Here is a 24,235-nt window from a genome sequence, read left to right on the forward strand (position 1 = left end):
ATTGAAAGGAGTAACATCATGAAGAAGCAGTACTGGTATGGGATAATAGGATTGTTAATCGTCACCGTTATCGTGATGTTTTCTATATTAAACAAGCCAACAAAAGAAGAAAAAGAACAGCAATTGCAAGAACTGTTTACATTGATTCAAGATAATAATGAAAAAGAAGTTACACAATTAATCAAGAAAAATAAAGAACTTTTACATATGGAAATAGAGAATAAAACGCCATTAGATACAGCTTTAGATGCTCAAGGTTATACGATTGCAATCATGTTATTAGAAGCTGGAGGGAGTACTTCTGCACCACTCTTTATTGCTGCAAGTCAGTCTTTACTAGATTATGAGCATTTAAGTAAAGGGATTAATAAAGAACAAAAGGAACGAGTAAAGTATTTTGAAAAAGTAATTGAAACGAGCAAATCGAAAATAAATGAAAAAGATGAAGATGGCGATACAGCTTTACATATTGCTGCTAGTAAAAGTGATGTAGACATTTGCAAGCTCTTATTGAAGCACGGTGCAGACAGTAGTATATTAAATAAAAATAAAGAAAATCCTTTACAAAAGGCTGTTGGTAGAGGAAGTCTTGCTACCGCTAAAGTGATATATGATACTAATCATTCTCTAGTTAAAAATGTAGATCGTGATGGTGATACATTGCTTCATGATGCTGTGGAAAGTAGTAGATATCAAATGTACGATTGGATTTTGAAAGTCTATCCAGAAATCATAGACAAGACAAATAATGATGGAAGAACGCCGCTCAGCTTATCGTCTACATATGGTGATGTTCAAACTGTGCGTTATTTAATACAACATGGAGCTAATAAAACAATAGGTAGTAAGGAAAATTTGTTACCTTATGATTATGCAGTGAAAAATAATAACACAGAAATTATGAATATACTTAAATAAAAAAAGTAGCCGTAGAGAAGTGACTTTCTTTTGCGGCTACTTTTTTGTAAGTAATAAGACGTTTAGATGATTACTTCACTTTCTCAATCCGATCAGGTATGACTTCAAGTTGATCAACCTTGGGTAAAGCATCTAGCTGGTCAAGAAATAATTTTTTATCATTTTTAACTTTTAACCGGGAAGCCAGTAAGTCATTTGAATCTTTTACAGTAAGTTGTAGCTCGCTTTCTCCAGCTTGCGCATCTCCTCTAAAACCATTAACTGTTAAATCATTATTAGAGAAGATTCCTCCGTTTACATTAATTAAGGAGCCAACTCCGTAGACTTCTGCACTTTTTGTAGTGTATATAAATCCATTTATGATATTTGTATCTTTACTCCAGTCGCTAAATTTATTAATTCGAGCTATCTCTAATTTGCCATCTGTTAGTAAGATAAATGTAGAATCATTTTTTGAGTCACTATTTGTTATATTGACGTTATTTAAAATGGTACTTTCACCTAAAGAATACATGACAGATTGAAAGGATACTTCACCTTTGATTGTTACATTTCCAGTAATTAAAATATTGGCGTTCACATTCATTTTGTCATTACCACTGTTTTCAAAGATAGCATTGCCATTAATAATGAGCCAATCATTTTGACTTAAAGATAAATCATTTGTATCTATATAGGCATCCTCGCCTTCATAATAGTAGGTTTCTGCCTTACTCTTATCATCATGTATATCTTTGAAAGAAGTGATATTTTTTAAACCTATGACGTTTGAAGAGGCTTCTGTCATTTTTGCTTGCATCATTTCTCTATTAGTTACACTATCAAAATCCCCTTTTATAAATCCGTTCACTCCTAATTTATCTATAAATGTTTCGTACAAATTCACATCCACATATTGAATGGGATCTACGAAACTTACTGGAGTACCAGCACTGAATACCTCTTGAAAATTAGTTATTGGTTGCCAATTATTTATTTCCATATTTAAATCATCTGTATTGTAACAAGATGTTTCATTCGCACAATAGTTGGCTTTATTAGTTTCTAAAGAGATTTTCCCAATTTTAGGAATACCTCTATCTTTATCGTCTTTTTTTAGATTTATAAATAAAGGTAATTCTGTCTTTTGACTAAACTTCTTACTTTTATATATGTAATTCGCATAATTACTAATATTGAGCTGATCTTTCGCGTATATATCGCCATCAATGGCGATAGAGCCATTAAGTGTCAAAGTTTCTCGTGAACCAAGAGCATATTTTAAAAAGCTAGGCATTGCGGTAATAAAAACATTTTGAGAATAGGAACCGCTCTTAACTTGCAATACTCTTGTTTGACTAGTACCAATTTTATCTTTGAATTCATCACTAGATGAAATATTGCTAATGTCATAACTCAAATTTTTGTCATTTACGGAATCTAAAAAATTTGTAATGAGAACATTATATTCATTGATAGAAATCGATGATAAGTTTTTATTTAAAGCTACAAAATTTTCAATCCGTGCCACGCCTTCTTTTAAGTTAGTTAATGCAACGGTATTATCTTCTACTTCTGATTTTCGAATTTCTGTTCTTTTTGCACCACTAATGCTAATAGATAAAAGTGTAACGCCGAGTATAGTAAAGATGAGAATCATCAGCATGACCGTCAATAGTGCTGAGCCTTTTTCATTTTTCATATGAAGAATACCTCCCTTTTAAAAGCCGAATGAACTCTCAAGTACTAAATCGTCTTTCTTTAACATGGATCCTTTAATACCTTCCGTTGAATGAATGACAAGTTTGAGTTCAATTGTTCCAGAGGTACATTCTGTTTTCTCATTATTCCAGTTGCCGATTTTCCCTACTGTTATTGAGGATTTATCGGCAATGAGAGCGGAAGGGGTTTCGATTTCAATCGGTTCTTCTCCTTGTCTTTGAATGAATAATTTTTGCTTTTGAAAGTAGATATGTATGGCAGTGTCTGCCTCTGGATTATCCTCTACAAGATAATTATTTACGGTTTTCTCACCTGCTCTAACCAGTTCAATACCATGTTTATCTCCATCGGAGTAGGCTTTTACTAGCTTAGGAGAGTTTTGATACATTTCATTTAAAATCATCGTTGCTATGTAATCGGCATCATCACGCATTTGCCCTTCTAATTGAATCTTTTGAAAAAGTGTTAAGCCTGTTGCGAAGACAGAGTATATAACGGTTAATACAATAGATGAGATGGCGACGGTTACTAATAGTTCAATTAAGGTGACCCCTTTTTGTGAAGTAATATGCTTTTTCACTTTTTAATCACCCCTTTAAGTGATGTTTCGTAATTATCTCCCCAATGGATAATGACGGTTACAGGAATTAAATAGTCTTGTAACTCTGTTTCATCGTGGTTTGAAAGTACAACAGTTGCAGAGTATATAACATTGTTTACTTTCATTTCAAATATATTTTCATTATAGCCTTCTAGTTCAAAATCATTTGGAAAATGATCCTTAGTAAGGGTGACAGGTGAAGCTGAAGCAGGAAATTGCTCTCGGATTTTAGCGAAATCTTGTGATTCCATGTAATTTAATACGTTTCTAGCGACATTGATGCCTACTGTTTTGCTTTCGTTATTTTTTGTATATTGAAATGATTGTGAGAAAAAACTCATTAATGTGAGCAGAATAATACTTAAAATACCGAGTGATATTAAAACTTCTAAAAGAGTGAAACCTTTGCAATTTTTTATATTATGACAATATTTCACTTTGACCACTTCTTTCAAATTGTATAAATTTATTATACAATACTTTTGTATGATAATTTATTGGTAATGTATGAATAAAGTAATAATTCTAATTTATGTATATTAGAAAAGAGGTGATCAGAGTGGAGACTATTATACTATTTTTGTTGGCAACAGGTATTTTAGTTGCGTTTTTATTTGTGTTTCAATTGGAATTGTCGAATGTATGGAAGTTGATTGTTAGTGGAATTTCTTTACTTTTTTCAGTGTTTTCAATCTATGGGATGTATTATATGAATTTATGGATTATAGCAATAATTGTTATTTGTTTATTAGCGGTAGTTTCTTTTATTTTGGTTCAGCAGTGGGAAAAAAGCATTTATTCAAGCAATGATGTTATAGAAAAAAGTTATATAAATAAATCAATTGAAAGTTTTAAAAGTGAAGAAGAAAATTATATTGAAAATCGAGATTATATAGAATCATTCTCTGATACAAATAATTTTGAAACACCAAATACTCATTCAACTGTTTTTGCTTCAGCTAGCCAAGATTCATCCTTTAAAAATGATTTTATTCATTTATCAGATGATGCTGTACAGAGTGATACTAGTCAAGATGATTTAGATCAATTTGTACTGAAAGAAGAAAGAAAAAGAGAGAAGGAAGTTGAAGAACAAGTGGTTTCTCCTCTCGAAGAGCTTCTAAGTGAGCAATCAAAACAAGAGGAAAATACATTTGCGGAGATTGAACCGATTGTATTTTCTGAGGATAGTCACGAAAAAAATCTTCAGAATAAATAATATTTATCCTGAATTAAAGATACCGATAAATTTTATTAAATAAGGCTTAGTTAACATTTTCTATTAATAGTACATAACAAGGTATAAGAAGGGGCGTTGCAGTTGAAAGTCTCTAATTTTTTAAAATTATTTTTAACGCTACTATTTTCAACGGCGTATATATTCTGTTTTACATATTTCGGTACGAAAGCATATGAACAATACTCGGGTAAAGAGTCATTATATGCAAAAGGAACAGAAGTGGTAGGCACTAACATTGCTGGGAAGTCGAAAAAACAAGTAGAAAATATTATTGTCAAATCAATTGAGAGCTGGCAAAAGAATGTAAGTGTTACTTTTACATATAAAGAGAAATCCTATGCAGTTCCAAATCAAATATTCGAATTCGATTCGCATACAACATTACGAGACATACAATCTGGAAAGGAAAATAAGGCAGTTGTAACAATATCAGAAGATAGTTTACGAGAGCATCTGTTAAGTACTTCACTAAGTATTGATACAGATAATATTAATATGAATAAGCTGAAAACTGATTTACTTGCTCATGCGGAGTCGCTTGAAGTAGGTCAATATACATATAGTTTAGAACAGTATAGAACGAATGGAATTGATGATACTGTTGCCATATCTAAAGCGACAGTTACTAGTCTGAAGGTAAATAAAGAGTTATCGGATTTTGTTACGAAATTACCAACTATTGAATTAAAGGAGAAAGCAGTATTTTCTCTGCAGGATTATTTAGCAGATAGTGGTCATAATTCATACACAGATGAAACATTAAGTATGATTGCGACAGCCATCTACAATGCTATTTTACCGACAAATTTCACAATAGTAGAAAGAAGTATAAGTGAACAACTCCCTTATTATGCTCGGTTAGGTTATGAAGCAAAGGTTTCTACAAAGAGTAATAAGGATTTAGTCGTATTGAATGAAAATAATACACCTTACACTTTGGAGTTTACTTATAAAGGAAATAGTTTATCAGCAGTTTTAAGAGGGAACTCATTCTTGTATAAATATCAAATTAAAGAAGAAAAAGAACAATCTTTTGCACCAAAGACGATTATCCAGTTCAATCCTAAGTTAACTACAGGGCAAATCGTTATAAAGGAAGAAGGCAAAAGAGGGCAACTTATACAAATCTATCGGGAAACATACGATGAATCGGGTTTACGTATTCATAAAGAGTTAGTATCCGAGGATTTCTATGCTCCTATCCCAAAAATCGAAGTTCATAGTTTACTTGTGCCACCTGTAACGAAAGAAGAAGAACCAGTTACAGAGGATAAAGGACAAGAAGGCGAGAAATCAAAAGATACAGATGAGAAAGATAAAGAAAATCAAAATACAGATAATAAGAATGATGATAAACAAGAAAAACCAAATCAAGATCAAACAGATGAGAATAAAGATAAACAGCCTAATAAAGATAACTAAAATACTCAAAAATAGTTAAGATATTTCACGGAAAAGTGGTGAAACAATATGGCACCAACGAAGAAAAGGTTAGGAGATATACTTGTTGAAGCAGGTATGATCACTCCTGAACAATTAGAATCGGCATTGAAGGAAAAATCACCAAAACAAAAACTTGGTGACGTTCTACTTCAAAAAGGGCTTATTACCGAACATCAATTAATTGAAGTTTTAGAATTGCAACTGGGCATTCCGCTTGTTAGCTTATACAGCTATCCTTTTGATACGAAACTATTTCATTTAGTGCCAAAGGAAGTAGCGAAGAGGAATGTATTAATTCCATTAAAAAAAGATCATGACAAATTATTAGTGGCGATGTCGGACCCGTTGGATTTCTATGCGATTGATGATTTACGAATGTCTACTGGCTTTGAAATTGAAAGAGCAATCGCCTCGAAAGATGAAATCATTCAATCGATTAATAAATATTATGACGAAGATGAAGGTTTGCAGGAGCTTCTTGGTGAGAATACTGGAGAAGAGCAGATAGTTGAAGAAATAGTTACTGAGCAAGATGCTCCTTTAGTTCGTTTGGTTAATCAATTAATAGCGAATGCTGTTGCTCAGAAAGCAAGTGATATTCATATTGACCCTCATGAAAATAAAGTGGTCGTTCGTTATCGCGTGGATGGAATTTTGCGAGTGGAAAGAGTGTTTCCAAAGCATTTACAAAGCTTGCTAACAGCAAGAATTAAAATTTTGGCAAATTTAGATATAACAGAGCATCGAGTGCCGCAGGATGGACGAATTAAACAAGTATTTGAGCTTTATCCTGTCGATTTGCGTGTTTCAACTTTACCTATGATTTATGGTGAGAAGATTGTATTGCGTATTTTAGATTTAAGTTCGACTTTAACAAATATTCATAAATTAGGATTGAACAAAATAAATTTACAGCGTTTTCAAAGTTTAATAGAGCAGCCGACAGGTATTGTACTTATTACAGGTCCAACTGGGTCTGGTAAATCAACTACTTTATATTCAGCTTTAAACAAGCTGAATAGTGACGAAGTGAATATTATCACAGTTGAAGATCCGGTTGAGTATCAAATGGAAGGTGTTAATCAGATTCAGGTTAACCCTACAGTTGGTATGACCTTCGCGACAGGGCTGCGATCTATTTTACGTCAGGACCCTAATATTATTATGGTTGGGGAAATTCGTGATAAAGAAACGGTTGAAATTGCTATTCGAGCATCATTAACAGGTCATTTAGTGTTAAGTACGATTCATACGAATGATTCTTTAAGTGCAGTTACAAGGTTAATTGATATGGGAGTAGAACCATTTCTAATCGCCTCCTCATTATCTGGGATTGTCGCTCAACGTTTAGTGCGGAAGGTATGTCGAGATTGTGCAGAAGAACATGAGCCAATGAAAAGAGAACATGAGATTTTTGCCAAGAGAGGCATGAAAATAGAGAAGGTCAAAAGAGGGAAAGGGTGTTCCTCATGTAATATGACAGGTTATAAAGGTCGGATGGCTATTCATGAAATTCTTGTCATAAACGAAGAAATGCGCCGAGTCATTATTAATGGTGAATCTTTCACGAAGTTAAGAGAACTCGCAATCAAAAATAAGACAATCTTTCTGATTGATGATGGATTATTAAAGGTAAAACAAGGATTAACAACGACAGAAGAAATACTGAGGGCTGCCATACTAGATTAGGGGGATATAGTATGCAACATAATGTGGATTATTTATTAAGAGCTGCTTTTGAATTAAAAGCTTCAGATATTCATATGACGGTAGGTGTTCCACCTATTGTAAGGATTAATGGTGATTTAAAAAAATACGGAAAAGAAGTGCTATCACCACAAGATACAGAGGCAATGGCAATGCATATTATGCCAAAGGGTATGGAAAATGTATTTAAAGAAAAAGGTGAGCTGGACTTTTCTTATGCGCTTCCGGGTGTGTCGCGATATCGTGTGAATATTTATCATCAAAGAGGCTGTATAGCGCTATCTGTGCGTATCGTTCCGACAAAAATACCTACTATTGAGGAGTTGGAATTACCAGCAATATTAAAGAGTATCGCTAGTAAGCCTCAAGGGCTTGTACTTGTGACGGGTCCTACAGGTAGCGGGAAATCAACAACACTAGCGGCTATGATTCAATATATGAACAATACAATGAGCAAGCATATTATTACGCTAGAAGATCCGATTGAATATTTACATAAACATAATACATGTATCATTGATCAGCGTGAGGTAGGATATGATACGAATAATTTTGCTAATGGATTAAGAGCTTCATTGCGTCAAGATCCAGATATAATCCTTGTTGGGGAAATGAGAGATTTAGAAACAGTACGAACAGCTATTACCGCTGCTGAAACAGGTCATTTAGTCCTTGCTACATTGCACACATCTAGTGCACCTGCTACGATTGACCGTATTATTGATGTGTTTCCTCCATCTCAACAGCAACAAATAAGAATACAATTAGCATCGGTATTAGTAAGTATTGTTTCACAGCGCTTATTTCCACGAATTGATCAAACGGGGCGTAAAGCAGCTACAGAAATTATGATGAATAATTCGGCCATTGCAAATTTAATCCGGAATGAAAAGGTTCATCAAATCATTAGTGTAATGCAAACATCAAGAGCTCAAGGAATGCACACTATAGATAGCAGCATTACGGAGCTAATGAATGCGGGCATTATTTCAAAAGAAATAGCATTACCTTATTTAGGGAAAAAGGTGGAATAAATGGCGAAGTTCTCATATAAAGGGCGAGATCTTAAAGGAAAAAAAGCAGGACAAATATCTGCAAGTTCCAAAAGAGAAGCGGTAGTAAAATTAAGCCAGACAGGAATTAAAGTTCAATTCATCGAAGAAATTCCTGAAACGTTGTTCACAAAGGATTTAAGTTTTGGAAGAAAAGTAAAGCTGAAACACTTTGTTATTTTTCTGCGTCAATTCTCAACGCTTTTAAAAGCTGGGGTAACAATGGTTGATGCTACGAGAATATTGGGGCAACAGACAGAAAATAAGCATTTGCGTAATGCTTTGTTAGATATTGAACAGGAGCTGAAAGAAGGGAATCCGCTTTCTCTCGCATGTAGTAAACATAAGAAGATTTTCACACCGATATTTATTAATATGGTACGAGCTGGTGAAGCTGGAGGGAATCTTGATGATACATTAGACCGTTTGGCGGTTCAATACGAAAAACAACATGATATGCAAAAGAAAATTACAGCTGCATTAACTTATCCTGTCATTGTGGGAATTATGGCTATTGTTGTTTTAATTTTCTTATTAATAGCGATCGTACCTACATTTGTTGATTTATTTGCAGAATTTGGTGGTGAACTTCCTACAATTACGAAATTTGTGCTGAAGGCCAGTGACTTCATGCAAAATGCTTGGTATGTGATAGTGCTGTTTATTTTTGCGATAATCGCCTTAATTATCACCTTAAAAAAGAACAAAGCAACAAAATATTATTTTGATTATTTTTTATTAAAGATTCCTGTTATCGGAAAAATGCTTCAAAAGGCGTCGTTAGCGAAGTTTACTCGAACATTTAGTTCATTATTCTCCAGTTCAGTTCCTGTGTTACAGGCAATGGCAATTGTTGAAGAAGTTGTCGGAAATGAAGTAATTGCCGGAGTTATTAAGAAATCTAGAAATTCGTTAGAAAAGGGACAGTCCATAACAGGACCAATGGTTAGTCACTGGGCTTTTCCTCCGCTTGTCACACAAATGATTGTTATAGGTGAAGAAACAGGTTCGTTGGATAGTATGTTAACGAAAGTAGCTGATTTCTATGAGAAAGAGGTCGAATATAGCACCGATCAAATTAAAACATTAATAGAGCCTATTATGATTTTATTATTAGCGGTAATTGTAGGTACCATTGTTGCGAGTATACTCATTCCGATGTTTCAAATCTTTAACCAAGTGGGTACATATTAAGAAACTATTATTATAACAAGTTTGAAATGCTACTAATTTCAACAAGAGAGGAATAAACATAATGAGTAAACTGATCCGATTTTTACGGTGTAGGCGTGGGTTTACTTTAATTGAATTATTAGCAGTGATTGTTATATTAGGAATTCTCGCTTTGATTGCTATAGTAAGTATTGGTGGGTTAATTGATAACTCGAAGAAAGATGCTCATGTAGCAAATGCGTATCAAATGATTACTAGTGGTAGAATGGCGATTGCTTCTGAACCAGAATTGGCGACAGGTACAAAAATTATTACACTGAAGTATTTAGAATACTATGGGTATTTAGAAGAGGTAGAAGATCCTGATGGCGATGGATATTTACGTGAGGATACCGATATACCGGGTGTTCTAACGGAGGAGCCAAGTTATATTAGTTATCTAATCATTGAAAATGGTGTGGTTAAATATATTAGATTAATTAATAAAAATCGAGGTATTCATACACCAGATCCATCATTAAGTTATGGGCATATGGGAGCTATTCGAATAGATGCTTTGAATAGGGATGCAGTATATACATTTAAAGTACCAATCAATTGAAAAACAACAGAGAATATTCGAATTAGTTTCACTGAAAATTCATAAAAAACCAAAAAAACAGAGTATAATAATAGAGTAATAGTAGTGCTTTTATACTAACAATTAGAAGGGGAGAAACAGCATGAAGAAATTAAAAAGCATTATGCGCTCACAAAAAGGTATGACGCTAATTGAATTATTAGCTGTAGTCGTAATCCTAGCGATTCTAGCGTTAATTGCTATACCTAGTATTGGTGGTTTAATTGATAATACGAAGAAGGATGCTCATGTAGCGAATGCTCATCAAATGGTAAGTTCTGCGAGATTGGCTATTGCAACCGAGCCTGAGTTAGCGACAGGTGATAAAGTATTATCTTTGAAATATCTAGAAGAAGGAAACTATATTGAGAATGCGGAAGATCCAGATAAAGACGGTGGGTATTTAGCAGGATCACTAGCTAGCCCTAAGTCGGGATCTTATGTAACGATTAAAGATGGTAAGGTTATTAGTGTAAAATTAGTAAACAAAACACGTGGAGTACAAAAAGATAATGGAGATCCTGTTGAGATTAAGGATTTAAAACGTGATGCTGTCACTAAAACTACAACTCCATAATAATTAGCTAAAAGGAGAACCTATGGAACTATTAATCATTCTATACCTAGCCGTTGTTGGCTTAGTATTTGGCTCGTTTTTTAATGTAGTTGGATTAAGGGTTCCTCTCAAACAATCGATTGTACGACCAAGGTCGTCGTGTCCGAACTGTAAGCATATGCTTACAAGTAAGGAATTAATACCTGTCGTATCATATATCATACAAGGTGGGAAATGTCGGAGCTGCAAAGCTCCGATTTCTCCTATCTATCCCATCATGGAATTCGTGACAGGATTTTTGTTTGCGATTACACCATTAATTATTGGATGGAGTAACGAGCTACTAATTGCTTATTCCCTCATCTCGTTATTAGTTATTATCACTGTATCTGATTTAGCGTATATGATTATCCCAGATAAAGTATTACTATTTTTTGCTGCATTGTTTTTAATTCTACATATTTATCCTGGTGGATTACATATCATTGATTCGTTATTAGGTGCATTGGTTGGTTTTGGAATCCTCTTACTTATTGCCCTCATTAGCAATGGCGGTATGGGCGGTGGAGATATTAAGCTTTTTGCTGTACTAGGATTAATACTAGGAGTAAAGCTTATTATTTTGACTTTGTTTTTTTCCGCCTTATATGGAGCTTTATTAGGTTCTCTATTTATAGTTATTGGTGTTGCGAAGAAAAAGCAACCAATTCCTTTTGGTCCATATATCGCTTTAGCAACTTTAACTGCGTACTTCTTTGGTGAAAGAATTGTAAATTGGTATTTTGGGGTATTGTTATAGTAATACATACGTTAGGAGTCATCTTCATGGCATTATCTCTGTTTAGTAGAAATAGTAAAATTGTTAATTTGGAAATAAAAGATTATGTAATTCGTTTTGCGGATGTCAGACCTGGGAAAAATCCTACGCTTCATAGAGGCGGTGAATATTTATTACCACTTGGCATTGTTAAGAATGGGAAGATTGTTGATTTTGAGACGTTGAAAATGATTTTGCTTCAATGTATTGAAGATTGGAAGATATCAAAGCGTGAAGTTCGATTCTTGCTTCCTGATAAGTCTGTTTTCATGAGAAAAATACGTATTCCAAAAGATGTAGCTGAGAATGAAATCGAAGGCTACATCTATTTGCAATTGGGAACGAGTATTCATTTACCTTTTGAAGCGCCATATTTTGATTTTTTTGTGCTAGGGGAAGTTGGAGAGGAAAAGGAAATTCTCTTATTTGCGGCGCCTGAAGATTTGGTTATGCAATATAAGCAACTTCTAGAAGAGTGTAAATTGAAACCGGTTGTAGCAGATTTAGCACCTCTTGCTATGTACAGATTGTATAACGCAATTGAAAATGTAAATGCTAATATGCCTCTATTAAGCTTATATTTTTCATTATTTGATGTCGATGCTAGTATTTTTCTTCATCACAAACCACAGTTTATGCGAAATATTATGATCCCAATAGAACAAGAATTATGGGAAAGGGCAACTAATAGAAAAGGTGAGCCGACGTGGTTATTTACGAGAGAGGAAGATATTTATATTGATATGCTAGAGGATGCATTTATTGAAATTGATCGTATATTAAGTTTCTATAAATTCAATATGAATCAAGGAAATCAAGAAGTTTCGAAAATTATGATTAGTGGCGATCATCCATTATTACATAGAATTGTCGACTGTATTCGAAAGAGATATAACTTGGACGTTGGCGTAATTCATGAAGAAAAAATTTCTGTAGATCAGCAAGACTTGGAAGTATCGTCGTATTGTTTACCGATAGGTCTCGCTCTTAGAGGGGGAAAATAAATGTTAGTTGAAATCAATTTACTTCCGAAAAAAGAGCCGAGAAATTATAAGCTAATCAGTATAAGTGCTGTAGTAATAATACTTATATTAGCTTTAAGTGTTTTCTTTTACTTTACATACGATAGTTATAAGAAGGAATCAGCACAGCTAGATGAACAAATCATGACAACGAAACAAATTGCAGGAATTGTACAAAGTCAAAATGATGCAGCTACGAGAAATGATTCTGCTCAACAGCTGAAAAGCTATATTGAATGGAGTGAATTGGATCGTGTTAAAACAGTTCCTCTTTTAGTACATATTATAGGTTTATTACCTGAACGAGGCTATTTTATGAATTTCAATTATGTAACGGAAGGGACGATTCAACTTTCTGTTCAATTTGATACGTCAAAAGAAGCTGCCGATTATTTAAATTCTTTAAGTGCCTCTAGTTGGATTACAGAAGCAAAACTTACTTCTCTTGCTACAACAACGAATCCATATGAAGAGGAAGAGAAGAATAAGGAAAAAGTAGATACTCAAGAACAAAATAAAGCATTAACAACCGTTGAAGGAAATAGTGATGCCTATATTCCACGATATTTAGGAATTTACGAATTAACGATTAATAAGGCGAAAGCTCTTCAAATCGCAAAAGAAGCCCAGACTTCTTCGAAGAAGGAGGCTGAGTAAATTGACGAAAAAAAATGTATATATATCCATTTTATTAGTTTTAGTAATCGGAGGTTGCTTTGTAGGATTGTATTATTGGAAAATCGATCCTATGAAGGTGCAGACGGAAAACAAAAGAGCAGAGTTGCAAAATGAAGAAGAATACTTGCAGACGATTCAAGGAATAAACAGTCCTACCTCTAAAGAAATAAATCTTGGAACAACGGTAGAACTACAAAAAAAATTACCAGTTAAGCCACTTGTACAGCAGCTAGTCTTAGATTTACAAAAAGCAGAAGTGGTTTCAAATAGTATGATAAAAAATATAAGTATAGTAGAAGAAGAAGCTTCGGATGAGACTAAAGAAGAAAAGAACCTAAATTCAAAGGACTATAATAATTTCAATCTTCAAGAAGAAGCGGATGAAAATGATAAAGGAACGGAAGAAGAAAAGAAAGTAGATACTGAGGCTGTATTATCAGGATTAAAGACGGTCACAATGACGTTAAGTGTACAATCTCCAACCTATGCTGAATTACAAATGTTCTTATCGTCAATTGAGAGTATGAAACGCATAATGAAAGTGAATACATTAACCTTTACTGGCGAAGAGGAGTTAATTTCAATTGAACAAACAAGGAAGCCTTTGGATTATTCTGTTGTGATAACAGCGTATTATGCGCCAATTCTAGAAGATTTACAAAAGGATTTACCACAAATGGAAGCATCAAAGCCTAGCGAGAAGACAAACCCATTCAGTACGAGTCCATCAACTACTATTGAATAAACTTCCTCGAATGCTACCGAAAATTGATGAAAGCTATTGATAACAAGACGACAAAAGTCTTGTTATTTTTTTTTCTTCTATGTTAGGATGGAGCTAAAGTCGAGAGGAGGTAGTTTGTATTGGACAAGCTCGACCGGAATAATACAATTACAATTAAACTAAATGGAAATGAAAAGGTCACGGAGAATGAAAAAAATGAAGAAATAATTGCTGAAGAAATTGTTGCTGGTTCAATGGAGAGCGAAGAGATACGACAAGAAGAACCGGATTTATCGAAAGATGAAGTAGCGGCAGCTAATCAGCCAAAGGAAGAGGATTTTGATTGGGTGCTACCTACTTCTACTCCTCTCGAACAGAAATCACAAATCACAACCCCCGTTATTACGTATTCAAATACGAAACAAAAAAAGTCTAATAAAAATGAATATACAAAATATTTTATTGCTATTGTTTTCGGAGTAGTAATTGGACTTGGATTTATGTATGTGGCCTTAAAAACCATTACGGCTAGTGAAACGACAAAAAAAGTTGAGGCGCCGCCGGTAGTAGCTGAAAAAAAGCAAGAAGAGCCAGTGCGTAATCCACAAGTGACAAAGGTAGAAATGCCTTCTATTACTATCCAAGCTGTACAAGGTGGTGTATATAGCAGTCGTGAAGCTGCAGAGAAGCAAAGAGATATGTTGGAGGATCGTAAGCTACCTGCTGCTATTTTAACTCAGCAAAATAAATTTTATATATTGCTTTTTGTTAGTGATTCTCTTGATCGTGCGAAAGCTGTTTCAGGTTTATATAAGGAAAAAGGTATTGATACTTATTGGAAGGAATTTGGTGTCGGTACGGCTAGTAAGAAAAATGTTTCAGAAGATGATGCAAATATTCTTCGTGCATCAATAGCACTATACAAAGAACTTACGAGTGCAGGTACAAATTTAATGTTATCTTCTACAAAAAACGATGTGCAAAAACTACAAGCCGATTTGCAGAAAATACAATCATTGAAAAATGGTAGTGCTAATGTATTGGCGTTGATTGTTCCGCTCAATTCGGCTATAAAAGATTTATTAAATAGTAAGGATGCAGTTGAAACGAGCTTATCTGTACAGAAGAATCTATTACAATTCATTACATTGTATAATGCCTTGGTACAATAAATTATTATATTTTTAAAAAGAAATATTTTCTGGGAAATGTTCAAGTAACTAATAAATATGTGGCTCTCTGGATTAATTTTTATCTTGAGAGTTTTTTTATGTTTGAAAACAAGCAACATTAACATCAATCAAAAAAACCGGAGAAGGTTTTACGTGTGTGTTTAAAAATTATTGAACTGGGGTATTAAAGTTTGTTGGAAATTTCGACATTCATGGTGAACTTTTGAATGGTTTATTGAGTATTATTTGTAAGTCTGTTACGATTATTTTGTATCTCTCTTTATACATTAATTTTAAAATAAGGTAAGGTGAACTTCATTGAAAAATCTTATATTAGCTTCAGCATCGCCTCGAAGACATGAACTTCTATCATTATTAGAAATTCCCTTCAAAACATTTTCCTCAGATATTGATGAGACGATTTCTCCAAACACCGCTCCAGAAGAAGCTGTTCAACAGTTAGCGTTGAAAAAAGCACAGGCGGCTATTGAAACACATCCAAACTCTATCATCATTGGATGTGATACAATAGTTGTGCATAACGGTAACATACTTGGAAAACCAGCTGATAAAGCGGATGCTTTTCATGTGTTGTCTCAGCTTTCTAATCACACTCACACTGTTTATACAGGTGTTAGCATAATTTCTGAAGATGTAAATAAAGTTTTCTATGAGAAAACGGAAGTAACATTTTGGGAGCTAAGTGACCAAGATATTGAGGCTTATATTGATAGCGGTGAGCCGATGGATAAAGCAGGTTCATATGGTATTCAAGGAAAAGCAGCTTTATTTGTAAAAGAAATACATGGTGATTACTATAGTGTTGTAGGTTTGCCTATCTCTCGTTTGGCTCGAGAACTATCATTTTTTCGCTAAAATATTTTAGAATCGAAGGCTTTCTTAAAAGTATCTATTAAGAAAGGAAGAAAATCGATTTGAGCGAATCCATGATGATTAAGGATTTTCCAAGTAGTGAGCGTCCTAGAGAAAGGTTTCTCCGTGTGGGCTCTCATAGCTTGTCGAATCAAGAATTGATAGCTTTATTGCTGCGTACAGGAACGAAAAATGAATCTGTACTACAACTTGCAGAACGATTACTCTCTCATTTTGATGGATTGAGGCTGTTAAAAGATGCATCAATCGAAGAAATGATGAGTATTAAAGGTATTGGTGAAGCAAAAGCGATTCAACTGTTAGCAGCAATAGAAATAGGTAGAAGAATTACCAACCTTTGTTATGCAGATCGATATGTCATACGTTCTCCTGAGGATTGTGCAAATTTTTGTATGGATGATATGCGTTTTCTTTCCCAAGAGCACTTTGTTTGTTTATACTTAAATACGAAAAATCAAGTACTACACAAGCAGACCATCTTTATAGGTAGTTTGAATGCGTCTATTGTTCATCCTCGTGAAGTCTTTAAGGAAGCGTTTCGTCGTTCAGCTGCTTCTATTATCTGTATTCATAATCATCCATCTGGAGACCCTACTCCTAGTCGGGAAGATATTGAAGTAACTAAGAGATTAATAGAGTGTGGTAAAATGATAGGAATTGACGTTTTAGATCATCTTATTATTGGAGAAAAGAAATATGTTAGTTTAAAAGAAAAAGGATATTTATGACACTATCATAAAAATTGCCTATGTTATATAATATTATTTATGATTTTTTAATAAAATGATTGAAAATAATATAAAAATTACAGTGGTTTATACTAATACTTGTGATAGCTTTAACTTGTTTTGAATTGAAGTTAGAAAGGGAGATACATTCATGTTTGGAACTAGAGATCTTGGAATAGATTTAGGAACAGCAAATACACTTGTTTACGTTAAAGGAAAAGGAATTGTGGTGCGCGAACCATCTGTTGTCGCGTTAAATACAAATACAAAATCAATCGTAGCGGTTGGTAACGATGCACGTAATATGATTGGACGTACACCGGGGAATATCGTAGCAACTCGTCCTATGAAAGACGGAGTTATTGCTGATTATGAAACAACAGCTACAATGATGAAATATTATATGAATCAAGCGCAGAAGAAAGGCGTTTTTGCACGTAATCCATATGTTATGGTATGTGTGCCTTCAGGTATTACAGCTGTTGAGAAGCGTGCGGTAATTGATGCTACAAGACAAGCTGGTGCTCGTGATGCTTATACAATTGAAGAGCCATTTGCAGCGGCAATTGGGGCAGATTTACCTGTTTGGGAACCTACTGGTAGTATGGTTGTTGATATCGGTGGAGGTACAACTGAAGTAGCAATCATCTCATTAGGAGGTATTGTTACTAGTCAATCTATTCGCGTTGCTGGTGACGAAATGGACGAGTCAATCGTGACTTATATCCGTAAAACATATAACTTAATGATTGGTGAGCGTACAGCTGAAGCAATCAAAGTTGAAATCGGTGCTGCTGGCGATTCAGAAGGTATTGAAAACATGGAAATCCGTGGTCGTGATTTATTAACAGGGCTTCCAAAAACAATTGAAATTACAGCACAAGAAATTTGTGAAGCACTACATGATACGGTTTATGCAATTGTAGATTCGGTAAAAGGGACATTAGAAAAAACACCACCTGAATTAGCAGCTGATATTATGGATCGTGGTATCGTCTTAACAGGAGGCGGTGGTTTACTGCGCAATTTAGACAAAGTAATTTCTGATGAAACGAAAATGCCTGTATTAATCGCTGAAAACCCACTTGATTGTGTAGCACTTGGTACTGGTAAAGCATTAGACCATATCCATGAATTTAAAAATCGTGCAAAATTGTAATAAATAATTACTGATACCTCTTCACATTCTGCGGTATACTGTAGAATGTGGAGAGATTTTATGTGTTTTTGTCAAAAAGTTCTTATGATACAAAATGATATGAATTTGATTACTAATTAGAGGTGAAGTCATGCCACAGTTTTTTCTAAACAAAAAACTTATCGTTTTATTAATAAGTATCATTATTTTAGTGGCATTGATTGGTTTTTCATTAAGAGATAAAGAAAACGTTAGTTGGCCTGAGCAGTTTGTAAAAGATACAGCTGGTTTCTTCCAACAAATTTTTCATACGCCGACACAGTTTGTGACGGGTGTATTTGAAGACTTACGTGATCTTCAAAACACATATGAAGAAAATGAAAAACTAAAAGCTCGCTTAGATGAATACGCAACATTAAAAAGTAAAGTTCAAGATCTAGAAAAAGAAAATACTGAGCTTCGAGCTATTAATAAGAAGACAGATGATTTAAGTGCTTTCACACCTATTCAAGCGACTGTTATTGGTCGAAATCCTGATAGATGGCAAGAGATTGTAGTCATTAACAAAGGGAAGTTGCATGGAGTGGAAAAGAATATGGCTGTCATGACTGCTAAAGGACTGATTGGTAAAGTGAAATCGACAAACCAATTCTCTTCAACAGTCCAAATATTAAGTACGACAGATCCGAAAAATAGAATCTCTGCGTCGATTCTTGGAAAAGATGGTAAACCTATTTATGGTATTGTAAAAGGATACAATCAAGAAAAAGGCATGTTGTTAATGGAATTGAAGTTAACAAAAGAAGGATCGAAAGAAAAGGTTGCTAAAAACACTCAAGTAGTTACATCAGGACTTGGCGGTGTATTCCCAAAAGGTTTACCTATTGGTGAAGTTGAGAAAGTTGAAATTGATCAAAATGGATTAACTCAAACAGCTTATGTTAAGCCTTTTGCAGATTTTTATGATATTTCTCATGTTATGGTCGTTGATCCTAAATTGGATAAAAAGAAAGTAACGGCTGGTTTGAAGGATGCGGAAAATGAGGAGGGTGGCTTGTGAGAAAGCTATTCATTCCTCTATTTATCGTATGTATCTTCCTCTTTGAAAGTTTATTTGTAAACATTTTTATTGGTGAGTTCTATCATGGTCATCTTATTTTAGTTCCGCGATTATTAATGATTTTCTTTGTGTTCTTTACGGTATTCGGAAATTATCGTGCTGCGGTTATATATAGTGCAGTTACTGGATTTGTTTTCGATATTGTATACACAGAAGTATTGGGAATTTACTTATTCGTTCTCCCTATTATTACGTATTTGATTTCTAAATTAATGAAGATACTGCATAATAATATTTTTATGGTGTCCGTTATGTCGGTTGTAGCGGTAGCTATGTTAGAAATCATTGTTTATGGTTTCAATTTTATTCTTGGATTTGCAAACATGTCATTTCAAGAATTCGCTTTAGTACGATTATTACCAACGCTTGGACTAAATGCCATAATTGTTATCTTAGTAGCATATCCTGTTCGTAAATTTATTGTTAAGTATGCAACGGAAGAAAGCAATGAACTACATTTCAGAAATAGACATTAACAGAAAATTTCTTTTAATAGTTTGCAGGGAATAGTAATGAATGTATAGAATATAGGATTGTTGAGGTGGTAGAGCGTGATTAATAGTAAAAATTTACAAAATGTTATGATTAAAGGTACTAAGGATGGACTTACGCTCCATCTCGATGATTCTAGTTCCTTTTATGATATATTACGTGAGTTAGAAGAGAAATTATCGGTTTCTTATCAATTGCAAAAAGACGATCCGATTATTCGAGTAAAAGTTCATACTGGTAATCGTAAATTTTCAAAATCTGAAGAAGATAAAATCATTGAGCTTATTCAAAATAACAATAAATTAGTTGTTGATCGAATTTTATCGAATGTTATTTCTTTAAATGAAATGAACGAATTACTTAATGTTAGTGAAATTAAATCAAGTGTTGGAATTGTTCGTTCTGGACAAATTCTTGAAGTACCTGGGGACTTATTATTAATTGGAGATGTTAACCCTGGTGGAGTAGTGAAGGCTGCAGGAAATGTTTTTATTATAGGAACATTAAAAGGTAGTGTTCACGCAGGGTGTAACGGAGATCATAAAGCGGTTATTGCGGCTAGCCAAATGGATTCAGCACAGATTAGTATATCTGATGTGAAAACGACAACGGCTATTTCGGTTTCAGAGGATCCGTTGAATTTACATAGTGCATACTTAAATGATCATAAAGAAATTATATTTGATCGAATTGCTAAATTAAAAAAATAAGGCCTAATTTAACTAGATTAGAAGGGGGGCTATAATTGTGGGGGAAGCTATCGTCATTACATCTGGTAAAGGAGGAGTTGGGAAAACAACTTCTTCTGCTAATATAGGAACCGCACTAGCTCTTTCTGGTAAGAAGGTTTGTTTAGTTGATACAGATATTGGTTTACGTAATTTAGACGTTATCATGGGAATGGAAAATCGTATTGTCTATGATATTGTTGATGTTGTTGAAGAAAGATGTAAAATACGCCAAGCACTTGTAGTTGATAAACGTTTCGATAAACTACTTTATTTATTACCTGCAGCGCAAACAAGTGATAAAAATGATATTACTCCTGAACAAATGAAAGCATTGGTAGCGGAGTTAAAGCAAGAGTATGATTATGTTATTATTGATTGTCCTGCTGGTATTGAAAGAGGATTTCGAAATGCAGTTGCAGGTGCAGATAGAGCTATCGTGGTTACAACGCCGGAAAGAGCGTCTGTACGTGATGCAGATCGCGTAATTGGGTTATTGGAAAAAGAAGAGCATATTCAATCTACAATGCTTATCGTTAATCGTATACGTACTCATTTGGTTGAAAACCAAGATATGATGAGTATTGAAGAAGTTATCGATAGATTGTATATTGAATTATTAGGTGTTGTTGTGGATGATGATATGATTATTAAATCATCACACAATGGTGTGCCAATAACAATGGATCCAAATAATCCAGCATCACTTGCTTTTCGTAATATTGCTCGTAGAATACTAGGGGATAAAATCCCATTGATGAATTTAAATACGCAACAGCCAACAGGTATGTTTGCTAAATTTAAGAAAATGTTCGGTGTACGTTCTTAATTATAAAGGGGCGTTCGAAAAGTGATTTTCTATCTCTTTTCGAACGCCCCTTTGTGCTTTTTTAAAAGATAAGAAAGTATATAAGTTTGCGGGAGGTCTAACCTTACACCTGCTATGCTCGGAAATATGCCAACCTGTTTTGAAAACCAAGTGCGGGTTTTCAAGAACAGCTCGTCTTATTTCTCCCGCATAGCTCTTTTTTGACTGGGAGTAAATTAAGGAGCATAAACATCAATCAAAAAAGACCGGTGACGGTTTTTCTTATTTAAATGGATATTGTGCTTATTATGGACAAAGTTTACCAAAAACATCAACCAAAATAGGAAACTCTTCTTCATCAATTGTACGTACATCGAAAATTAAAGCATCTTGATGTATGCGTGCAATAATTGGTATAGGCTGTTTTTGTAATTTTTCTTTCCAATCTTGAGCGGATGCATAATGTGGCTTTAATGAAAGAACCATTGTTGGAAGAGTAACACCTGGCATTGTTCCACCGCCAATCGTACTTAGATCTTCTTGGATTGAAATATCAAAAGGAAGGTGAAGATTCAGTAATTTTCCCATAAGTGTTTTGGCTTTTTCTTCTAATTCATCTATTGTGATAGTGATATTTTTAATTGTTGGTATTTGCTCCGGTTCGGTTAGATAATCTAGCATTGTAGCTTCTAAAGCGGCTAAATTAAGTTTGTCTACACGTAATACACGAGCCAATTGATGAGTTTTTAAGACGTCAATGTATTTCTTTTTCCCAACAATAATACCAACTTGGGGTCCACCTAATAGTTTATCTCCGCTAAATGAAACTAAGTCTACTCCTTTATCGATAATATCTTTTACAAGTTCTTCATCACCAATTCCGTGTTTAGTAAAAGGGTAAAAAGCCCCGCTTCCTAAATCTTCATAAAAGATGATTTGTTCATTTTGCCTTTTTAATTGAACTAACTCTTCCGTTGAAACGCTTTTCGTGAATCCAATTGTCTTAAAGTTAGAGGTGTGAACTTTCATTAAAATAGCTGTTTCATCAGTAATTGCTTTTTCATAATCGAATAAATGAGTTTTATTCGTTGTGCCGACTTCCCTTAAGATTGCCCCGCTTTCTTCCATAATAGAAGAAATGCGAAAAGATCCTCCGATTTCTATAAGTTGTCCTCTAGAAATAATGACTTCTTTTTCTTTTCCGAAAGCTTTTAAAATTAAAAAGACAGCCGCTGCATTATTATTTACTACATATGCTGCTTCAGCTCCCGTTATTTCCTTTAGCTTTTCCTCTACAAAGGTCGTTCGTTTTCCTCGTTCTCCTTTTTCTAAATCAAATTCTAAGTTACTATTATAAGCTGAAATTTCTACGATTTGTTTAATGGCGCGAGGGCTCAATTTGGCTCTCCCTAAATTCGTATGTAAGACCGTTCCTGTGGCATTGATTACTCGTTTTAACTTTGGCTTTAAGTTTGTATGTAATTGTTCGCTCCAAAGCTTAAAAATTATTTCAATAAATTGTTCTGAACCTGGATTTGGACCATCCCATGCATTTTTTATTATTTTTTCTCTAACGCTATCTAGTGTTTTACGAAGATGTTGAGTTGCATCCTTCTCATTGATTGCAAAAGTGTGTAGATGTTGTTGGAACATCGGCTGCATTTTTAAGGCGTGTATGGCAGGGATGTTTTTTAGTGTTGTATTCATCGAAGAAACCACGCTCCATAAGCTAATTTATGAACATTGTTTTTTTAGTGTTTGTTCATCTATTTTAGCATATCGAAAAAAAAATCACAGATACTGATTTATTGAAAAATGCATCCTTTTAAAAAACATGAAAAATATAAAATTGTCATAAAAGAATCGGATTTTCTTAACTATTTTAATATACTATTCAATTAAGATGGAATAGATATTATCTCAATAAACTACTATGTTCAATTTATTTATGAAGTTTTATTGATTTAAAAAAATAAAGTGAAGTAATAGTGGTTTTGTTTGTTATTACTGTAAGAATGATTAAACGAATGGTGGGAGTGAGAAAACTGAACAAGGGCTGTCCTGAGGAATATCCTATTTCATTAATAGTCAATGGATATGAAATTGCTATTTTTCAGCTCACAAAGTTGGATTTAGAAGATTGGGTATATGGCTATTTATATTCAGAAGGAATTATTACTCATTTATCAGATATTAAGAGTATTCATGTTGAAGAAGAGCAAGGTATTATTCGCGTTGAACTTTCTACGCCTATACAAATCGAAGCTTTTTTTCAGAAAAAGAAACATTATACAGCTGGGTGTGGAAGAGGTGTTACCTTTTTCTCTATGACAGATGTAAAAAGCTTTCAACCAATCGATGCAAATGTCCATTATCAATTGAGTTATTTAATGCAGAAGAGAGTAGAATTTTCTAAGCTAACACCACTTTATTTACAAACGGGTGGGATGCATGCTGCTTGTATAGTCGAACGTAATGGCCAGATTACGGTGCGAGAAGATATTGGTAGACATAATGCAGTTGATAAAATTATAGGACATTGTTTGCGTAATGGATTAAATAGTGAAGAGCTAGTCATAATGACAACTGGTCGTATTTCTTATGAAATGTTATCAAAAGTGGCAAAATTCGGATTCCCTGTAGCTTTATCAAGAACAGCGGCTACGAAACAAGCTGTTCAATTAGCAAAGTTCTTGCAAATTGAATTGATTGGATATGTAAGAGGGAAAATGTCGATACCATACACATCGTTTGGAAGAGTGACGAATGATGTTATTAGTAATAAGAAATAGAAATTAAGATTGTTAAATTAGCGAGACTAAACAAGCGTAAAAGGATGTTCGGAGAGTAATTAAAATTCACTTTTCGAATGCCTCTTATATATTTTTGTGTGAAGGAGGAAAA

Annotated in this window: 25 protein-coding genes; 21 read left to right on the top strand and 4 right to left on the bottom strand. The window is 34.0% G+C overall.

The window, feature by feature from the left end:
* The first annotated feature begins 18 nt into the window (after positions 1 to 18).
* Positions 19 to 918, top strand: a complete 900-nt coding sequence (locus TX86_RS01405; protein WP_042345573.1) for an ankyrin repeat domain-containing protein — start codon at positions 19 to 21, stop codon at positions 916 to 918.
* A gap of 70 nt (positions 919 to 988) precedes the next feature.
* On the opposite strand, the gene TX86_RS01410 is transcribed toward TX86_RS01405, so the two are convergent.
* From TX86_RS01410 to TX86_RS25600, 3 genes are read right to left on the bottom strand one after another with little or no spacing between them, the layout of a single operon-like run.
* On the bottom strand, positions 989 to 2,599 hold the full coding sequence (locus TX86_RS01410) for a hypothetical protein (protein WP_042345575.1): 1,611 nt from the start codon (positions 2,597 to 2,599) through the stop codon (positions 989 to 991).
* A gap of 18 nt (positions 2,600 to 2,617) precedes the next feature.
* Positions 2,618 to 3,199, bottom strand: a complete 582-nt coding sequence (locus TX86_RS25595) for a PilW family protein (RefSeq protein WP_052343501.1) — start codon at positions 3,197 to 3,199, stop codon at positions 2,618 to 2,620.
* Complete coding sequence (locus tag TX86_RS25600; protein WP_052343502.1) at positions 3,196 to 3,657, bottom strand: type IV pilus modification PilV family protein; 462 nt, start codon at positions 3,655 to 3,657, stop codon at positions 3,196 to 3,198. The genes TX86_RS25595 and TX86_RS25600 overlap by 4 nt, the downstream gene beginning before the upstream one ends.
* Before the next feature lie 122 nt (positions 3,658 to 3,779).
* Here TX86_RS25600 and TX86_RS01425 point away from each other — a divergent pair, with 122 nt between their 5' ends.
* The 19 genes from TX86_RS01425 (at position 3,780) to minD (ending at position 21,352) form a co-directional block, all read left to right on the top strand.
* Positions 3,780 to 4,439: a hypothetical protein gene (locus tag TX86_RS01425; RefSeq protein WP_042345577.1), complete on the top strand. Its 660-nt coding sequence runs from the start codon at positions 3,780 to 3,782 to the stop codon at positions 4,437 to 4,439.
* A 102-nt stretch (positions 4,440 to 4,541) separates the two neighbouring features.
* A complete protein-coding gene (locus tag TX86_RS01430; RefSeq protein WP_042345578.1) occupies positions 4,542 to 5,882 on the top strand; it encodes a VanW family protein in 1,341 nt (446 codons plus the stop codon).
* A 48-nt stretch (positions 5,883 to 5,930) separates the two neighbouring features.
* A complete protein-coding gene (locus tag TX86_RS01435; RefSeq protein ID WP_042345579.1) occupies positions 5,931 to 7,592 on the top strand; it encodes a GspE/PulE family protein in 1,662 nt (553 codons plus the stop codon).
* Between the two features lie 11 nt (positions 7,593 to 7,603).
* Positions 7,604 to 8,644 carry a type IV pilus twitching motility protein PilT gene (locus tag TX86_RS01440; RefSeq protein ID WP_042345581.1) on the top strand — a complete coding sequence of 347 codons (1,041 nt, stop codon included), beginning with the start codon at positions 7,604 to 7,606 and terminating at the stop codon, positions 8,642 to 8,644.
* A complete protein-coding gene (locus TX86_RS01445) occupies positions 8,645 to 9,856 on the top strand; it encodes a type II secretion system F family protein (RefSeq protein ID WP_042345582.1) in 1,212 nt (403 codons plus the stop codon).
* A gap of 61 nt (positions 9,857 to 9,917) precedes the next feature.
* Positions 9,918 to 10,436 carry a type II secretion system protein gene (locus TX86_RS01450; RefSeq protein ID WP_042345583.1) on the top strand — a complete coding sequence of 173 codons (519 nt, stop codon included), beginning with the start codon at positions 9,918 to 9,920 and terminating at the stop codon, positions 10,434 to 10,436.
* A gap of 121 nt (positions 10,437 to 10,557) precedes the next feature.
* Positions 10,558 to 11,031: a prepilin-type N-terminal cleavage/methylation domain-containing protein gene (locus tag TX86_RS01455; protein WP_042345584.1), complete on the top strand. Its 474-nt coding sequence runs from the start codon at positions 10,558 to 10,560 to the stop codon at positions 11,029 to 11,031.
* A gap of 22 nt (positions 11,032 to 11,053) precedes the next feature.
* The gene (locus TX86_RS01460) at positions 11,054 to 11,809 is read left to right on the top strand and encodes a prepilin peptidase (RefSeq protein WP_042345585.1); all 756 of its coding nucleotides are present in this window, start codon (positions 11,054 to 11,056) and stop codon (positions 11,807 to 11,809) included.
* 26 nt (positions 11,810 to 11,835) lie between these two features.
* Positions 11,836 to 12,831, top strand: a complete 996-nt coding sequence (gene pilM / locus TX86_RS01465; protein WP_042345586.1) for a type IV pilus biogenesis protein PilM — start codon at positions 11,836 to 11,838, stop codon at positions 12,829 to 12,831.
* Positions 12,832 to 13,506: a PilN domain-containing protein gene (locus TX86_RS01470; protein ID WP_052343503.1), complete on the top strand. Its 675-nt coding sequence runs from the start codon at positions 12,832 to 12,834 to the stop codon at positions 13,504 to 13,506. It abuts the gene before it with no gap.
* A gap of 1 nt (position 13,507) precedes the next feature.
* Positions 13,508 to 14,272, top strand: a complete 765-nt coding sequence (locus TX86_RS01475) for a hypothetical protein (RefSeq protein WP_042345587.1) — start codon at positions 13,508 to 13,510, stop codon at positions 14,270 to 14,272.
* Between the two features lie 119 nt (positions 14,273 to 14,391).
* A complete protein-coding gene (locus TX86_RS01480) occupies positions 14,392 to 15,423 on the top strand; it encodes a hypothetical protein (RefSeq protein ID WP_042345588.1) in 1,032 nt (343 codons plus the stop codon).
* A 318-nt stretch (positions 15,424 to 15,741) separates the two neighbouring features.
* Positions 15,742 to 16,299 carry a Maf family protein gene (locus TX86_RS01485; protein WP_042345589.1) on the top strand — a complete coding sequence of 186 codons (558 nt, stop codon included), beginning with the start codon at positions 15,742 to 15,744 and terminating at the stop codon, positions 16,297 to 16,299.
* Between the two features lie 71 nt (positions 16,300 to 16,370).
* On the top strand, positions 16,371 to 17,045 hold the full coding sequence (gene radC / locus TX86_RS01490) for a RadC family protein (protein WP_042350035.1): 675 nt from the start codon (positions 16,371 to 16,373) through the stop codon (positions 17,043 to 17,045).
* 151 nt (positions 17,046 to 17,196) lie between these two features.
* Positions 17,197 to 18,204 carry a rod shape-determining protein gene (locus TX86_RS01495; protein WP_042345590.1) on the top strand — a complete coding sequence of 336 codons (1,008 nt, stop codon included), beginning with the start codon at positions 17,197 to 17,199 and terminating at the stop codon, positions 18,202 to 18,204.
* A 130-nt stretch (positions 18,205 to 18,334) separates the two neighbouring features.
* Positions 18,335 to 19,243: a rod shape-determining protein MreC gene (mreC, locus tag TX86_RS01500; protein ID WP_042345591.1), complete on the top strand. Its 909-nt coding sequence runs from the start codon at positions 18,335 to 18,337 to the stop codon at positions 19,241 to 19,243.
* Positions 19,240 to 19,779 carry a rod shape-determining protein MreD gene (gene mreD, locus TX86_RS01505; RefSeq protein ID WP_042345592.1) on the top strand — a complete coding sequence of 180 codons (540 nt, stop codon included), beginning with the start codon at positions 19,240 to 19,242 and terminating at the stop codon, positions 19,777 to 19,779. Before mreC ends, mreD begins: the two co-directional genes overlap by 4 nt.
* A gap of 75 nt (positions 19,780 to 19,854) precedes the next feature.
* Positions 19,855 to 20,505, top strand: a complete 651-nt coding sequence (locus TX86_RS01510) for a septum site-determining protein MinC (protein WP_230203553.1) — start codon at positions 19,855 to 19,857, stop codon at positions 20,503 to 20,505.
* Between the two features lie 37 nt (positions 20,506 to 20,542).
* On the top strand, positions 20,543 to 21,352 hold the full coding sequence (minD, locus tag TX86_RS01515) for a septum site-determining protein MinD (protein ID WP_042345593.1): 810 nt from the start codon (positions 20,543 to 20,545) through the stop codon (positions 21,350 to 21,352).
* Positions 21,353 to 21,637: 285 nt separating this feature from the next.
* Here the strand turns inward: minD and selA are convergent, their stop codons facing one another.
* Entirely contained in the window at positions 21,638 to 23,038 is a 1,401-nt protein-coding gene (selA, locus tag TX86_RS01520; protein ID WP_042345594.1) for an L-seryl-tRNA(Sec) selenium transferase, read from the bottom strand.
* Positions 23,039 to 23,319: 281 nt separating this feature from the next.
* Here selA and fdhD point away from each other — a divergent pair, with 281 nt between their 5' ends.
* The gene (fdhD, locus tag TX86_RS01525; protein ID WP_336469842.1) at positions 23,320 to 24,123 is read left to right on the top strand and encodes a formate dehydrogenase accessory sulfurtransferase FdhD; all 804 of its coding nucleotides are present in this window, start codon (positions 23,320 to 23,322) and stop codon (positions 24,121 to 24,123) included.
* The last annotated feature ends 112 nt before the right edge of the window (positions 24,124 to 24,235 follow it).

Source organism: Bacillus massiliigorillae (genome assembly GCF_000380245.2).
Lineage (GTDB): Bacteria > Bacillota > Bacilli > Bacillales > DSM-1321 > Bacillus_AD > Bacillus_AD massiliigorillae.